The organism is Pseudomonas sp. GW821-FHT01D09, assembly GCF_059422465.1.
Window position 1 is genome coordinate 1 of record NZ_JBWKWY010000057.1, and the last position, 15,337, is coordinate 15,337.

At 60.5% G+C, this 15,337-nt stretch carries 11 protein-coding genes and 1 pseudogene; 2 read left to right on the top strand and 10 right to left on the bottom strand.

What is annotated here, in order from left to right; genetic code table 11:
* Nucleotides 1-106 precede the first annotated feature (106 nt).
* The 10 genes and pseudogenes from AC07W7_RS26610 to AC07W7_RS26655 form a co-directional block, all read right to left on the bottom strand.
* On the bottom strand, nt 107-1,078 hold the full coding sequence (locus AC07W7_RS26610) for a peptide ABC transporter ATP-binding protein (protein WP_076964046.1): 972 nt from the start codon (nt 1,076-1,078) through the stop codon (nt 107-109).
* Nucleotides 1,078-2,046, bottom strand: coding sequence for an ABC transporter ATP-binding protein (locus tag AC07W7_RS26615; RefSeq protein WP_099167557.1), 969 nt, complete (start codon nt 2,044-2,046; stop codon nt 1,078-1,080). The genes AC07W7_RS26610 and AC07W7_RS26615 overlap by 1 nt, the downstream gene beginning before the upstream one ends.
* A gap of 10 nt (nt 2,047-2,056) precedes the next feature.
* Nucleotides 2,057-2,968: an ABC transporter permease subunit gene (locus tag AC07W7_RS26620; protein WP_038443398.1), complete on the bottom strand. Its 912-nt coding sequence runs from the start codon at nt 2,966-2,968 to the stop codon at nt 2,057-2,059.
* Between the two features lie 10 nt (nt 2,969-2,978).
* Nucleotides 2,979-3,989 (bottom strand): ABC transporter permease subunit, encoded by a 1,011-nt coding sequence (locus AC07W7_RS26625; RefSeq protein WP_076964044.1) that lies wholly within the window; start codon nt 3,987-3,989, stop codon nt 2,979-2,981.
* Nucleotides 3,990-4,061: 72 nt separating this feature from the next.
* Entirely contained in the window at nt 4,062-5,657 is a 1,596-nt protein-coding gene (locus AC07W7_RS26630; protein WP_495040422.1) for an ABC transporter substrate-binding protein, read from the bottom strand.
* An 81-nt stretch (nt 5,658-5,738) separates the two neighbouring features.
* Nucleotides 5,739-7,142: an OprD family outer membrane porin gene (locus tag AC07W7_RS26635; protein ID WP_076964042.1), complete on the bottom strand. Its 1,404-nt coding sequence runs from the start codon at nt 7,140-7,142 to the stop codon at nt 5,739-5,741.
* Nucleotides 7,143-7,312: 170 nt separating this feature from the next.
* Complete coding sequence (locus AC07W7_RS26640; RefSeq protein WP_495040423.1) at nt 7,313-8,857, bottom strand: ABC transporter substrate-binding protein; 1,545 nt, start codon at nt 8,855-8,857, stop codon at nt 7,313-7,315.
* A 366-nt stretch (nt 8,858-9,223) separates the two neighbouring features.
* Nucleotides 9,224-10,849: an ABC transporter substrate-binding protein gene (locus AC07W7_RS26645; protein WP_076964040.1), complete on the bottom strand. Its 1,626-nt coding sequence runs from the start codon at nt 10,847-10,849 to the stop codon at nt 9,224-9,226.
* 258 nt (nt 10,850-11,107) lie between these two features.
* A pseudogene (locus AC07W7_RS26650) lies at nt 11,108-12,409 on the bottom strand (ABC transporter substrate-binding protein).
* Between the two features lie 86 nt (nt 12,410-12,495).
* A complete protein-coding gene (locus AC07W7_RS26655; protein ID WP_076964038.1) occupies nt 12,496-13,203 on the bottom strand; it encodes an SIMPL domain-containing protein in 708 nt (235 codons plus the stop codon).
* Between the two features lie 226 nt (nt 13,204-13,429).
* Between AC07W7_RS26655 and AC07W7_RS26660 the strand changes: the two genes are divergently transcribed.
* Together AC07W7_RS26660 and AC07W7_RS26665 are read left to right on the top strand one after the other, a co-directional pair.
* Nucleotides 13,430-14,692, top strand: a complete 1,263-nt coding sequence (locus AC07W7_RS26660; protein WP_076964037.1) for an ATP-binding protein — start codon at nt 13,430-13,432, stop codon at nt 14,690-14,692.
* Nucleotides 14,685-15,245 (top strand): response regulator transcription factor, encoded by a 561-nt coding sequence (locus AC07W7_RS26665; RefSeq protein WP_029291924.1) that lies wholly within the window; start codon nt 14,685-14,687, stop codon nt 15,243-15,245. Before AC07W7_RS26660 ends, AC07W7_RS26665 begins: the two co-directional genes overlap by 8 nt.
* Nucleotides 15,246-15,337: the final 92 nt, after the last annotated feature.

Consider the following 15,337-nt stretch of genomic DNA (forward strand, 5'->3'; position numbering starts at 1 on the left):
CGATGCAGGCGCCTCGTGCTGTCAGTTAAACCGCGGTGATGCTATCGCGGGCAAGCCCGCTCCCACACAAGCCCGCTCCCATACAAACCTGCTCCACAGGGTGGGGTCAGGCGACGAACTGCTCCGCGTGATGGCAAGCCACCTGGCGCTTGTCCAGTTCGCGCAACAACGGCTCTTCACTGCTGCAGCGCTCGGTCGCATACGGGCAGCGCTTGTGGAAGGCGCAGCCGGAGGGTGGGTTCAGCGGGTTGGGCAGTTCGCCGACGATCTTGATCTTCGGCTTGTTCGGGTCCGGGTGGATGGTCGGGGTGGCCGACAGCAGCGCCTGGGTGTACGGGTGCAGGGGGCGGGCGTAGATATCTTCCTTGGGGCCCACTTCCACCGGGCGGCCGAGGTACATCACCATCACGTCATCCGCGACGTGTTGCACCACCGCCAGGTTGTGGGAAATGAACACATAGGCGGTGTTGTACTGCTGCTGCAAATCCATGAACAGGTTGAGCACCTGGGCCTGGATCGACACGTCCAGCGCCGAGGTCGGTTCATCCGCCACCAGCACCTTGGGTTGCAGCATCATGGCCCGGGCCAGGGCGATGCGCTGGCGCTGGCCACCGGAGAACATATGCGGGTAGCGCTGGTAATGCTCAGGGCGAAGGCCCACCTGCTTCATCATTGCCTGGACTTTTTCCCGGCGCTCGGCAGCGGACAGGTTGGTGTTGATCAACAGCGGCTCGCCCAGTTGATCACCGACTTTCTGCCGGGGGTTCAACGAGGCATAGGGGCTCTGGAACACCATCTGCACGTCTTTGCGCAGTTGCTTGCGCTGGGCCTTGTCGGCGCCGGCGACTTCCTGGCCGGCGATTTTCAACGAGCCGGACGACGGCTCTTCAATCAGCGTCAGCGCGCGGGCCAGGGTGGACTTGCCACAACCCGACTCACCCACCACGGCCAGGGTCTTGCCGGCTTCCAGCTCGAACGACACGCCATTGAGGGCGCGCACCGTGGCGTGCCCCTTGAACAGGCCACGGGACACTTCGTAGTGACGGGTCAGGTCGCGGGCAGTAAGAACGACGGCCATTACGCCACCTCCTGGTTCAAGGGGTAGAAGCAGCGCACAAGGCTGTGGGCTTGCGGGTCCAGGGTCGGACGGGTCTGGCGGCAGCTGTCCTGCACATACGGGCAGCGTGGCGACAACAGGCAGCCTTGCGGGCGGTCATAACGGCCGGGGACGATGCCCGGCAAGGTCGACAGACGCGCCGCGCCCATGCTGTGTTCCGGGATCGCCGCCAGCAACGCTTCGCTGTACGGGTGGGCCGGTACGTCGAACAGGCCGGGCACCTGGCCGACTTCCACCGCTTGGCCGGCGTACATCACGCACACGCGCTGGGCAGTTTCCGCGACGACTGCGAGGTCGTGGGTGATCAGCACCAGGCCCATGTTCTGTTCTTTTTGCAGAGCCAGCAGCAGTTCCATGATCTGCGCCTGGATGGTCACGTCCAGGGCCGTGGTCGGCTCGTCGGCGATCAGCAGTTTCGGCTCGCCGGCAATCGCCATGGCAATTGCCACACGCTGGCTCATACCACCGGACAGTTGGTGCGGGTAGGCATCCATGCGGCTGGCGGCGCCAGGGATCTCGACCTTTTCCAGCAGCTCGATGGCCCGCTTGCGCGCTTGTTTGCCGGACATTTTCAGGTGCAGGCGCAGCACTTCTTCAATCTGGAAACCCACGGTGTAGCTGGGGTTCAGCGCGGTCATCGGGTCCTGGAACACCATCGCCAGGTCTTTGCCGACGATCTGCCGGCGTTGACGGTTGCTCAGCTTGAGCATGTCTTTGCCGTCGAAGGTCAGCGAATCGGCGGTGACGATGCCGGGATGCTCGATCAGGCCCATCAGCGCCATCATGGTCACGGACTTGCCCGAACCCGACTCGCCAACGATGGCCAGTACTTCGCCTTTGTCCACGGCCAGGTCGAGGCCGTCGACCACGGGTACGGCAGTCTTGTCGCCGAAGCGTACATTGAGATTCTTGATTTCTAGCAGTGACATGGGAATCTCCTCACGCGGCATTCTTGAGTTTCGGGTCCAGCGCATCGCGCAGTCCGTCGCCCATCAGGTTGATTGCCAGCACGCTGAGCAAAATGGTCAAGCCAGGCAGGCTCACGACCCACCAGGCACGTTCGATATAGTCACGGGCCGAAGCCAGCATGGTGCCCCACTCAGGCGTCGGCGGTTGCACGCCAAGGCCGAGGAAGCCCAGGGCGGCGGCATCGAGAATCGCCGAGGAGAAGCTCAAGGTGGCCTGCACGATCAGCGGCGCCATGCAGTTGGGCAGCACGGTGACGAACATCAGGCGCGGCAGGCCGGCCCCGGCCAGGCGCGCGGCCGTCACGTAGTCACGGTTGAGCTCGCCCATCACCGCTGCGCGGGTCAGGCGCACATAGGAGGGCAGCGACACAATGGCAATCGCGATCACGGTGTTGATCAGGCCAGGGCCGAGGATGGCGACAATCGCCACGGCCAGCAGCAGCGAGGGCAGGGCCAGCATGATGTCCATCAGACGCATGATGGTTGGGCCGAGCAGGCGCGGGAAGAACCCGGCGAACAGGCCCAGCAGGATCCCCGGGATCAGCGACATCACCACCGACGACAAACCGATCAGCAGCGACAGGCGCGAGCCCTGGATCAGGCGCGACAACAAGTCACGGCCCAGTTCGTCGGTGCCCAGCAAAAACTGCATCTGCCCGCCTTCGAGCCACGACGGCGGGGTCAGCAGGAAGTCGCGGTATTGCTCGCTGGGGTTATGGGGTGCCACCCACGGGGCGAAGATCGCGCAGAACACGATCAACAGCATAAACAGCAGGCCGGCAACCGCGCCCTTGTTCTTGGAGAAGGCTTGCCAGAATTCTTTGTACGGCGACGGGTACAGCAGGCTCTGATCGACTGCTGACACGGGAGTTGGTGTGGTCATGGTCATGATCTCAGCGCTGGTGACGGATGCGTGGGTTGGCGAAGCCGTAGAGGATATCCACCACGAAGTTCACCAGGATCACCAGGCAGGCGATCAGCAGGATGCCGTTTTGCACCACCGGGTAGTCCCGTGCGCCAATGGCTTCGATCAGCCATTTGCCGATGCCGGGCCAGGAGAAGATGGTCTCGGTCAAGACCGCACCGGCCAGCAGGGTGCCGACTTGCAGGCCGACCACCGTCAGCACCGGGATCAGCGCATTGCGCAGGCCGTGCACGAACACCACGCGTGCCGGCGACAGGCCCTTGGCCTTGGCGGTGCGGATGTAGTCTTCGCGCAGCACTTCCAGCATCGAGGAACGGGTCATCCGCGCAATCACCGCCAGCGGGATGGTGCCCAGTACGATGGCCGGCAGGATCAGGTGGTGCAGGGCGTCCCAGAATGCGTCCGGCTCGTCGGCCAGCAGGGTGTCGATCAGCATGAAGCCGGTGCGCGGCTCGATGTCGTAGAGCAGGTCGATACGCCCGGAAACCGGGGTCCAGCCCAGGCTGACCGAGAAGAACATGATCAGGATCAGGCCCCACCAGAAGATCGGCATCGAATATCCCGCCAGGGAGATGCCCATTACCCCATGGTCGAACAGGGATCCTCGTTTCAAGGCCGCGATCACCCCGGCCAATAGCCCGAGGATGCCGGCGAACAACAGGGCGGCCATGGACAGTTCCAGGGTCGCGGGGAACAGGGCGCTGAACTCGGTCCAAACGCTGGTGCGGGTACGCAGGGATTCGCCGAGGTCGCCCTGGGCGAGCTTGCCGATGTAGTCCAGGTATTGCGCATACAAGGGTTTGTTCAAGCCAAGGCGTTCCATTGCCTGGGCGTGCATCTCGGGGTCAACCCGCCTCTCGCCCATCATGACTTCTACGGGGTCGCCAGGGATCATGCGAATCAACGCAAAAGTCAGCAACGTGATGCCGAAAAACGTTGGGATCAATAACCCCAATCGGCGGGCAATAAAACTAAACATCGTGGTCTCTACCTCAATCAGCCGGTTAGGCAGGCCCGGCTCCGTCAACCTCGACGGGGCCGGGCGTCTTTTTTACTTCACCTGGGTGGTGGCGAAGTTATTGTTGGTCAGGGGGCTTTGGGTATATCCCTCGACGTTTTTACGCATGGCGGTGAACATTTTCGGGTAGGCCATGGGGATCCACGGTTGCTCCTTGTCGAAAACGGCCAGCGCCTGTTCATAGAGTGCGGCGCGTTCAGCGGGTTCAGCCACGGCGCGGGCCTTGTCGATCAAGCCCTGAAATTCTTCGTTACACCAGCGGGCGTAGTTTTCGCCGTTTTTGGCCGCATCGCAACTCAGGTTGGGCGTGAGGAAGTTGTCTGGGTCGCCGTTATCCCCGGCCCAGCCGGCGGAGACCATGTCGTGCTCGCCAGCCTTGGCGCGCTTGAGCATTTCGCCCCATTCCATGACCTTGATATTGACCTTCAGGCCGATCTGCGCCAGGTCCGCCTGCATGCGCTGGGCGCCAAGCATCGGGTTGGGGTTGGTCGGGCCGCCGCCGTTGCGGGTGAACAGGCTGAACTCGGTGCCTTGTGGTACGCCGGCTTCCTTGAGCAGGGCGCGGGCCTTGTCCAGGTCGCGGGCCGGGTTTTTCAGATTGTCGTTGAAGCCCAGCAGGGTCGGCGGGTACGGGCCGGTGGCATCGACGGCATTGCCTTTGCCGTACAGGGATTCGTTATAGCCTTGTTTGTCGAACGCGATGTTGATCGCGTGGCGCACCCGCGCGTCGCTCATGTACTTGTGGGTGGTGTTCAGGGCGGTGTAGGCGGTGGTCATCGCCGCCAGTTCCGCAACCTTCAGGTTTGGATCGGCCTTGATACTCGGCAGGTCGTCAGGTTTTGGATACAGGGCGATCTGGCACTCATTGGCCTTGAGCTTTTGCAGGCGCACGTTGTTATCCACCGCGATGGCCAGGATCAACGGGTCGGCGGGCGGCTTGCCACGGAAGTACTCCGGGTTGGCCTTGAAGCGCACCTGGGCGTCCTTCTGGTAGCGGGTAAAAATAAACGGGCCGGTGCCGATCGGCTTGCTGTTGAGCTCGCCGGTCTTGTTGGCGGCCAGCAGCTTGTCGGCGTATTCGGCGGAGTGAATGGCGGTGAACGGCATGGCGACATCGGCCAGGAACGGCGCTTCGGGGCGGGTCAGGGTAAAGACCACGGTGTGGTCATCGGTCTTCTCGACGCTTTTGAGCAGTTCCTTGAAACCCATGCTTTCAAAATAGGGGAAGCCGGTGGTGGACTTGTTGTGCCATGGGTGTTTCGGGTCCAGTTGACGCTGGAAGCTCCAGAGCACGTCGTCGGCATTCAGGTTGCGCGTGGGCTTGAAGTAGTCGGTGGTGTGGAACTTCACGTCATCGCGCAGGTGGAAGGTATAGGTCAGGCCGTCCTCACTGATGTCCCACGATTTGGCGAGTGAGGGTTGGATTTCAGTGGTGCCGGGCTTGAAGTCCACCAGGCGGTTGAACATGGTTTCGGCGGCGGCATCGGCGGTGACAGCCGTGGTGTACACGACCGGGTCGAAGCCTTCCGGGCTGGCTTCGGTGCAGACCACCAGCGGCTTGGCCGAAATGCCCAGGGCCACACTCAACAGTGCAGCGGTCATGGCGGCTTGTAACGGGAGCATTTTCATTGAAGAGCCCTCTGCAATCGATTCAACCACACAAAGGTAGACGGCAGGCTCGTCCTGAGCCTGCCGTCTACCGGGCGCTAATTAAAGGATGTTGAACGGGATGGTGGTAACCAGGCGGAATTCTTTGACGCTGCCGTCAGATTGGAATTCGCTGCCACGGTGCTCGACGTAGGTCGCACGGATAGCCGTGGCCTTGAGCGGACCACTCTGGATCGCGTAACCGGCGCCTACACCGTATTCCTGGTGTTTCTCGCCGTCTTGAACTTCGATGCCGGTGTAGGCGTAGGCGCCATTGCGGTTACCCTTGTAGTGAGTACCGTCAATGCCCCAGCCGCGTGCCGAGTAGATGTTGAACTTCAGGCCCGGCACGCCGTATTCGGCCATGTTGATGCCGTAGGCGATCTGGAAGGACTTCTCGTTCGGGCCGTTGAAGTCCGACGTCAGGGAGTTGGCCAGGTAGATGCCGTTGGTTTCGTGCAGGTAGTCGAAGTACTCGTTACCGTTAACTTCCTGGTAGGAGAACGTCAGGCTGTGAGCCTGGTGAGCCAGGCCCAGCGACAGCGAGTAAGTATCGTTGTCGATTTCGCCCATCAACTTTTTGCCTTCGTCGACGGTCTTGTAGTAGTTCAGGCCGGTCGTCAGGGACAGGACCTGGCTATCACCCAGCTCGTGGGTCGCGCCGAAGTAGTACTGGTTCCAGAAGTCCTTGACGTTGGCGCCGAAGAAGCTGGTTTTCAGGCTTTTGAGCGGCTGGTAGTTGGCGCCCAGGGTGTAGACCTTGTCGGTTGTCGCGCTGCGTGCACCCTGCTGGCTGTACTCGCTACGGAATTTCGACAGGCTCTGTTCGGAACGTGGGGAAACGCGGTCAAACACGCCACCCTGGAACGACAGGTTGCTGAATTCTTCGCTGTTGAAGCTCACACCCTGGAAGCTGGAGGGCAGGGCACGGTTGCCGATGGTGTCGACAATCGGCGTGCTGAAGTTCTGGCGACCGGCAGTCAAAGTGGTGTTGGACACACGGAACTGCATGTTGGCCAGGCCCAGTTTGCTCCACTGGTCCACGGCGTCGCCGTTGGAGTGAGCCAGGGTGCGGTTGGAGCCGCCCTTGATATCACGTCGGCTGCGGTCCAGGGCCACAACATTGTAGAGCGCAACTTCGGTCTTGACCCCTACGGTGCCTTGGGTGAACCCCGAGCTGGCGTTGAGGATGGTGCCCTGTACCCAGTTGGTACGGTTACGGTCGGTCAGGGTCTGGCCATGCTTCTGGTATTTCCACGCGCCACCCCGGTACAGGCTTTCGTGGGAGTACCAGTTACGCGTCTGGCCGCCCAGGCTGAAGTCTTCGACAAAGCCCTTGGCTTCGCTTTGGGCGCTGGTGCCGGCCAGTGTGGTTGGAACGAAGTCCTGGCTTACGGATTCCGCATAGGCGGTAGCCGTGATGCTGCTGATGGCCATGGCCAGTAGCACTTTGCTGCTTAGTTTCATGGGTGGAGCTCCTTTGGTTCTCTTTTTTTAATACCGGCCTTATTAGGTGAGCCGGTTATTGGGTGTGTAACTCTTCAAGCCTTTGCAAACGTTTGCTGTAGGAGATTTCGCGAATTACAGCTACACGTTTGCGGCAGAGCCAACTTCGCTCTGCGCATCCGGTTATTTTCTTATGGGGTGACGCTGACGCCCGAGAACACGTTGCGGCCGAAGGGGCTCACTTTGAAACCTTCGACCTTGGTGCTTAACGGCTGGTTGACCGTCGAGTGGGCGACAGGCGTGATCGGCACCTGCTGTTTGAGCAGTTGCTGCGCCTGTTTGTACAGAACAGTCCGTTGTTCACGGTCGGTGACGACCTTGGCTTGCTTGATCAGCTTGTCGTACGCCGGGTCACACCACATCGAGTAGTTGTTCCCGCCGATGGCGTCGCAGCTGTAGAGGGTGCCCAGCCAGTTGTCCGGGTCGCCGTTGTCGCCGGTCCAGCCAATCAGGCTGATATCGTGTTCGCCGTTCTTGGTGCGCTTGATGTACTCGCCCCATTCATAGCTGACGATCTTGACCTTGAGGCCGATCTTGGCCCAGTCGTTTTGCAGCATCTCGGCCATCAGCTTGGCGTTGGGGTTGTACGGGCGCTGGACGGGCATGGCCCACAGCGTGACCTCGGTGCCCTCCTTGACGCCGGCGGCCTTGAGCAGCTCCTTGGCTTTTTCCGGGTTGTAGGCGGCGTCCTTGATGCTGTCGTCATAAGACCACTGGGTCGGCGGCATGCCGTTGACCGCCAGTTGCCCCGCGCCCTGGTACACAGCGTTGAGAATGCTCTGCTTGTTCACCGCCATGTCCAGGGCCTGGCGCACTTCGAGTTGGTCGAAGGGCTTGTGCCGCACGTTATAGGAGATGTAGCCGAGGTTGAAGCCGGGCTTGGTCAGCAGTTGCAGGTTCGGGTCGGCCTTGAGGGCCTCGACATCGGCGGGGCGTGGATGCAGGGTGACCTGGCATTCATTGGCCTTGAGCTTCTGCACCCGCACCGAGGCGTCGGTGTTGATGGCGAAGATCAGTTGGTCGAGCTTGACCTTGCCCGGGTCCCAGTAGTGTTTGTTGCCGGCGAAACGGATCTCCGAATCCTTCTGGTAACGCTGGAACACAAACGGCCCGGTGCCGATCGGTTTCTGGTTGATATCACTGGGCTTGCCGGCCTTGAGCAGTTGCTCGGCGTACTCGGCCGAGAGGATCGCGGCGAAGCTCATGGCGATGTTCTGGATAAACGCGGCGTCGACCGTGTTCAGGGTCATCACCACGGTGTGCGGGTCGGTTTTCTCGACCTTGGCGATGTTCTTGTTCAGGCTCATCCCGTTGAAGTACGGAAACTCGGTGGGGTAGGCCTTGCGAAACGGGTGGTCGGGATCAAGCATGCGGTTGAAGGTAAACAGCACGTCATCGGCATTGAAGTCCCGTGTCGGCTTGAACTCCTTGTTGCTGTGGAATTTCACCCCTTGGCGCAAGTGGAAGGTATAGGTCAGGCCGTCTGGTGAAATGTCCCACTGGGTCGCCAGCGCTGGTATGACGCCGGTTTCGCCCTTTTCAAACTCAACCAGGCGGTTGTAAATCGGCTCGGCCGCATCGTTGTCGGTGGCGGTGGTGTATTGCGCGGTATCGAACCCGGCCGGGCTGCCTTCAGAGCAGAACACCAGGCTTTTCTTCTCGGCTGCCTGGCCCATCGAAGCGACGGCCAACAGGCTGGTGCCGAATATCGCGGATAGAACGGTGGTATGGCGCATGACTGTCCCCCAATCCATGTTTATCGTTTTCGTCAGTGAACAATCGCCATGCCTTACCTGGCATGGAGAAAGCACTGTTCCCATCCACAGCAAATGCCGTATCGGAACTGAGCGTTTGCCTACCTCGACGTTAGGGAACGAGGGCAGGGCGGTAAATGCGCAGAACCGGACAGACCTTGTAGGTATCGGACGGAACATCGGCAGTTAGCTGCTGTAGGGCGGCAGCATTCACAGATGTAGTTCGATTCCTAGGATCTGGGCGGATGCAATAACGGCGACGTTATGAAACGTCGCCGCCAGAGATCACTACTTGCTGACGCTCACCCCGTAGAAGGAATTCAAGCCAAATGGGCTGATCTTGAAGTCCTGTACGTTGTTGCGCATGGGTTGATACACTGTCGAGTGCGCGATAGGTGTCATGGGGACTGCATCTTTGAGGACGTGTTGCGCCTGTTTGTACAGTTCGGTGCGCTTGGCGACGTCCGAGGTGGCCTTGGCTTCTTTCACGATGCCGTCGAATTTCTTGTCACACCATTTGGAGAAGTTGTTGCCGGCCAGGGAGTCGCAGCCGAACAGCACGTTCAGCCAGTTGTCCGGGTCACCATTGTCACCGCTCCAGCCGATGATCATGGCCTGGTTCTCGCCGCCCTTGGAGCGCTTGATGTACTCGCCCCACTCGTAGCTGACGATGTTGACCTTCAAGCCGATCTGCTTCCAGTCGTTCTGCAGCATCTCGGCCATCAGCTTGGCGTTGGGGTTATACGGACGCTGGACGGGCATGGCCCACAAGGTGATCTCGGTGCCTTCCTTGACGCCGGCTTCCTTGAGCAGTGCCTTGGCCTTGGTCACGTCGTGCGGGACGTCCTTGATGGTGTCGTCATAGGACCACTGGGTCGGCGGCATGGCGTTGACCGCCAGTTGGCCTGCGCCCTGGTACACCGAGTCGATGATCTGCTGCTTGTTGACCGACATGTCCAGGGCCTGGCGTACGCGCAGGTCGGCCAATGGGTTGGCGGCTGTCTGGCCCTTGAGCACCGGCATGACGTTGTAGGCGATATAGCCCAGGTTGAAACCGGCCTGGTGCGGCAGTTTCAGGGTCTTGTCCTCGCCCAGGGCCTTGAGGTCGGCCGGACGCGGGAAGAGGGTGACCTGGCATTCGTTCTTCTTGAGCTTTTGTACACGTACCGACGGGTCGGTGGTGATGGCGAAGATCAGGTTGTCGATCTTCACGTCTTCAGGCTTCCAGTAATCCTTGTTGCCGGTGAAGCGGATGTTGGAGTCTTTCTGGTAGCTCTTGAACACGAACGGACCAGTGCCGACCGGCTTCTGGTTGATGTCCTGGGGCTTGCCGTCCTTCAACAGTTGGGCTGCGTATTCAGCCGACTGCAGCGAGGCGAAGCTCATGGCCAGGTTCTGGATAAACGCGGCGTCCACGGTGCCAAGGGTGAACTTGACGGTGTGGTCGTCGATTTTCTCGATGTTCTTGATGTTGGTGTCCATCCCCATGTCCGTGAAATACGGGAACTCGGTGGGGTAGGCCTTACGGAACGGATCGTCTTTATTGATCATCCGGTTGAAGGTGAAGAGCACGTCGTCGGCGTTGAATTCACGAGTCGGCTTGAAGTACGGCGTGGTGTGGAACTTGACCCCTTCGCGCAGATGGAAGGTGTAGGTCAGGCCATCTTCGGAAACATCCCACTTGGTGGCCAGGCCAGGAATCACGGCGGTGCCGCCGCGCTCGAACTGGCTGAGCCGGTTGAACATGGTTTCGGCCGAAGCATCGAAGTCTGTTCCGGTGGTGTACTGGCCTGGGTCGAAACCCGCCGGGCTCCCTTCGGAGCAGAACACCAGATTAGTCGCCGCCTGGGCGAAAGGTGCAGCGGCCATTAAACCGGCGCTGACTAAAAACGGAATGACTGCGTGTTTAAGCATGTTGGCCTCATGATTTGTTGTCATTTTTGGAATTGAGGGCGACCTCGTGAGTCGGCCTGCGGATACTTATGCAGGCCCCATACCCAATGCAAGATGTTGAGAGGCTACAACCGCCAAAGAGTGGTACGAACGTACAGGAATGTCGCATTCATATAATTTTCGACACGAAACTGTATTTTTGAGGGCTTTTTTCGGTGCGTGGAGTGCACCGAATAAGCCCGAGCGAGGTGTCTGGCGCACCCGGTTGGGGCATGATTGTTACTTATTCAGACTTACGCCGTAGAACGGTGTCAGGCCAAACGGGCTGATCTTGAAGTCCTGGACTTCCTTGCGCAGCGGCTGGAAAACCGTCGAGTTCGCAATAGGTGTTATAGGTACTTGATCCTTAAGTATTTTTTGCGCCTGCTGATACCACTTGATGCGTTCGTCACGGTCACTGCTGAGCTTGGCCTTCTGCACCAGTTGGTCGTACTGCGGGTTACACCATTTTGCATAGTTGCTGCCCTTGACCGCGGCACAACTGTAGAGCACGCCCAGCCAGTTATCCGGGTCGCCGTTGTCGCCGGTCCAGCCGTAGATCATCACATCGTGCTCGCCGTTTTTTGCGCGCTTGATGTATTCGCCCCACTCATAGCTGACGATATTGGCAGTGATCCCGACTTTGGCCCAATCCTGCTGGATCATCTGCGCCGACATTCGCGCGTTGGGATTGGAGGCGCGCTGCACAGTCATCGCCCACAGATTGATGGTGGTACCTGGTGCAACCCCTGCTTCTTTTAGTAGCGCCCGGGCCTTGGCAGGGTCGTGCGGTGCGTCCTTGATGCTGGGGTCATAAGACCACTGGGCCGGCGGCAGTGCGTTCTGCGCCAATTGCCCGGCACTTTGGTACACCGCCTGGATAATCGCCGGCTTATCGATGGCCATGTCCAGGGCCTGGCGCACCTTGAGCTGGTCCAGCGGCGGATGGGTCACGTTGTAGGCCAGAAAGCCCAGGTTGAAGCCCGCCTGCTGCAGCACACGCAGGTTTGGATCCTGCTTCATCACCTCGATATCCGAGGGGCGCGGATAGCCGCTGACCTGGCATTCGCCGGCCTTGAGCTTTTCCACGCTTTTGATCGTGGTGTTCAGGCCCATATCGGTGAAGTACGGCGACTCGGACGGGTAGGCCTGGCGGAATGGATGGTTGGCGTCCAGCAGGCGCTGGAAAGTGAACAGCACATCGTCGGCATTGAAGTCGCGGGTCGGGGTGAACTACTCGGTGCTGTGGAACTTGACCCCGTCGCGCAGGTGAAAGGTGTAGGCCAGGCCGTCCTTGGACACCTCCCAACGGGTCGCCAGGCCCGGCTCGACTTCGGTTCCGCCGCGCTTGAACTGGGTCAGGTGGTTGAACACGGTTTCGGCCGAGGCATCAAAATCGGTGCCGCTGGTGTACTGGCTCGGATCGAACCCGGCGGGGCTGGCTTCGGAGCAGTAGACCAGGGTGCTTGCCGCCTGGGCCGTGGGCATGCACGCCAGCAGGCTGGCAGCAAGAAGGAGCGGCTTGAAGACAGTTCTATCCATGGTGCCCCCTGAGATGGCAGGTAAACAACGGCCAAAAAAAACGGCGGTCACCGAGGTTACCGCCGTTGTGGATCATCAGGTAAGGCTTATGGCATCTGTACTTCAATCACGCCATCGGCGCTCATGCTGACCTGGCTGGTGCCGGCTTCGACTTCAGGTGTCGGCGCTGAATCCATTGCCGCCGCCTTCATCATCATGCCGCCATTTCGCGCGTACGGCATTGGGTAGCCGTTGGTGTTGAAGTTCAGGTTGACGATCTTGTAGCCCTTGCCGCCGAGTGCATCGGTGGCCAGTTGGGCGCGGGCCTTGAACGCGGCGACCGCATCCTTGAGCAGGGCATCTTCGCTGGCCTTGCGGGTTGGGTCGGCAATGGCGAAGTCCATATTGTCCATTTTCAGGGTGTTGAGCAGCTCGCCGGTGAGCTTGGACAGCGCCGGGAAGTCCGCGCTTTCCAGGCGCAGTTCGGCGCGCTCGCGCCAGCCGGTGATCTTCTGGTTCTTGTTGTCGTAGATCGGGTAGCTGTTGCGGCTGCCTTGGCGCAGGGTCACGCCTTTTACTTCGCGAGCCTCGCCCAACGCCTTGTTCATGATGGTCGTGACTTCGGCGGCGAGCTTAGCCGGGTCGGTGTTTTGCGACTCGGTGTAGAGAGTGACGATCATCTTGTCACGGGCCACTTCCTGGCTGACTTCGGCCCGCAGGGAGATCTGGTTGTAGTGCAGTTGATCGGCGGCCAGCGCAGGCAGGCTGGCAACGCTGAGGGCAATAACGACGGCACTGCGAGTGAAACGTGACATGGAAGCTCCTTGAGGGTGATCGTATTCGGTAAGACTGTAGACGGGCGATTCGGGTTCGGCGGGTTACAAAATCTCTACATCTGGGTAGGATGCCGACGAACGGTCAAAGTCGCCTCGCCCCGTCATAAAGCCATGACCTGCGTCAAAGGGCCACAGACGCGCTGCCTGTACCGTCGCTTCGTTTATACTTGCTGCGATCCGCCTGGAGCGCTCATCAGGAGAGCTCATGCTCGCCCCCGTAAAACTGACTTCCGCCACTCGCCAGAACCTCTGGCGCCTGACGTTTATCCGCACCCTGGTGCTGGCCGCACAGGCCGGTTCCGTCGGGCTCGCCTACTGGTTTGAACTGCTGCCGCTGCCTTGGCTGCAACTGTGGGTGACCCTGGCCTTTTCCACGGTGCTGTGTGTGTTCACGGCCATCCGCCTGCGCACCACCTGGCCGGTGACCGAGTTGGAGTACGCCCTGCAACTGGCCTGCGACCTGTTTATCCACAGTGTGTTGCTGTATTTTTCCGGGGGCTCCACCAACCCCTTCGTCTCCTATTACCTGGTACCGCTGACCATCGCCGCCGTGACCTTGCCATGGCGCTATTCGGTGATCCTGTCGGGTATCGCCCTGGCGCTGTACACCTTGTTGCTGGCGCAGTTCTACCCCCTGGAAACCTTCCCGATCGCCCGGGAAAACCTGCAGATCTACGGCATGTGGCTGAGCTTCGCGCTGTCGGCGGCGGTGATCACCTTCTTCGCCGCGCGCATGGCTGAAGAGCTGCGGCGCCAGGAAGAGCTGCGCGCCATCCGCCGCGAAGAAGGCCTGCGCGACCAGCAACTGCTGGCCGTGGCCACCCAGGCCGCTGGCGCGGCCCATGAGTTGGGCACACCGCTGGCGACCATGAGCGTGCTGATCAAGGAAATGCGCCAGGACCATCACGATCCGGCGTTGCAAGACGACCTTGGTGTGTTGCAGGAACAGGTCAAGCAGTGCAAGCAGACCTTGCAACAACTGGTGCGCGCCGCTGAAGCCAACCGGCGCCTGGCGGTGGATATGCAAGATGTCACCCAGTGGCTGGACGAAGCCCTGAACCGCTGGCACTTGATGCGGCCCGAAGCCAGTTACCGTTTTCACCTGCTGGGGCAGGGCACAGTGCCACGCATGGCGCCACCGCCGGATCTGACCCAGGCGCTGCTGAACCTGTTGAACAATGCAGCTGACGCCTGCCCGGAAGGGTTGGAAGTGCAACTGGACTGGGATTGGGAAAACCTCACCATCAGCATTCGCGACCACGGCGCGGGTGTGCCGTTGGCCATTGCCGAGCAGATCGGCAAGCCATTCTTTACCACCAAGGGCAAGGGCTTCGGCCTGGGCCTGTTCTTGAGCAAGGCCAGCGTAACCCGCGCTGGCGGCTCGGTGAAACTTTACCCCCATGAGGAAGGCGGCACGCTCACCGAGCTGCGCCTGCCCCGTGCTGCACGAGGAGACATCGATGAGTGACGAGATCCAAGTCGAAGGCGAAGAACTGCCGCACCTGTTGCTGGTAGATGACGATGCCACCTTTACCCGCGTGATGGCGCGAGCCATGAGCCGTCGCGGGTTTCGCGTCAGCACCGCAGGTTCCGCCGAAGAAGGCCTGACCATCGCCCAGGCCGACCTGCCGGACTACGCGGCACTGGACCTGAAAATGGACGGGGACTCGGGCCTGGTGTTGTTGCCCAAGTTGCTGGAACTGGACCCGGAAATGCGCGTGCTGATTCTCACCGGGTATTCCAGCATCGCCACCGCTGTCGAGGCGATCAAGCGCGGCGCCTGCAACTACCTGTGCAAGCCGGCCGACGCCGATGACGTGCTGGCCGCGCTGCTTTCCGAGCACGCCGACCTCGACACCCTGGTGCCGGAAAACCCGATGTCGGTGGACCGTCTGCAGTGGGAACACATCCAGCGCGTGTTGACTGAGCACGAAGGCAATATCTCGGCTACCGCCCGCGCCCTGGGCATGCACCGCCGGACCTTGCAGCGCAAGTTGCAGAAGCGCCCGGTACGTCGCTGAAGGTAGCACTCGGTCAATGTGGGAGCAACTGTCTTCAACATGCCATTCGTCACCTCCATTCGGTGCCGTCACGCAGCATGGCATTCAGTCTG

Bases quoted from the DNA above. Each gene is read 5' to 3' on its own strand.
- AC07W7_RS26660 (WP_076964037.1), top strand. From the start codon at position 13,430: ATGCTCGCCCCCGTAAAACTGACTTCCGCCACTCGCCAGAACCTCTGG.
- AC07W7_RS26645 (WP_076964040.1), bottom strand. From the start codon at position 10,849: ATGCTTAAACACGCAGTCATTCCGTTTTTAGTCAGCGCCGGTTTAATG.
- AC07W7_RS26625 (WP_076964044.1), bottom strand. From the start codon at position 3,989: ATGTTTAGTTTTATTGCCCGCCGATTGGGGTTATTGATCCCAACGTTT.
- AC07W7_RS26635 (WP_076964042.1), bottom strand. From the start codon at position 7,142: ATGAAACTAAGCAGCAAAGTGCTACTGGCCATGGCCATCAGCAGCATC.
- AC07W7_RS26610 (WP_076964046.1), bottom strand. From the start codon at position 1,078: ATGGCCGTCGTTCTTACTGCCCGCGACCTGACCCGTCACTACGAAGTG.
- AC07W7_RS26615 (WP_099167557.1), bottom strand. From the start codon at position 2,046: ATGTCACTGCTAGAAATCAAGAATCTCAATGTACGCTTCGGCGACAAG.
- AC07W7_RS26655 (WP_076964038.1), bottom strand. From the start codon at position 13,203: ATGTCACGTTTCACTCGCAGTGCCGTCGTTATTGCCCTCAGCGTTGCC.
- AC07W7_RS26630 (WP_495040422.1), bottom strand. From the start codon at position 5,657: ATGAAAATGCTCCCGTTACAAGCCGCCATGACCGCTGCACTGTTGAGT.
- AC07W7_RS26665 (WP_029291924.1), top strand. From the start codon at position 14,685: ATGAGTGACGAGATCCAAGTCGAAGGCGAAGAACTGCCGCACCTGTTG.
- AC07W7_RS26620 (WP_038443398.1), bottom strand. From the start codon at position 2,968: ATGACCACACCAACTCCCGTGTCAGCAGTCGATCAGAGCCTGCTGTAC.
- AC07W7_RS26640 (WP_495040423.1), bottom strand. From the start codon at position 8,857: ATGGGCCAGGCAGCCGAGAAGAAAAGCCTGGTGTTCTGCTCTGAAGGC.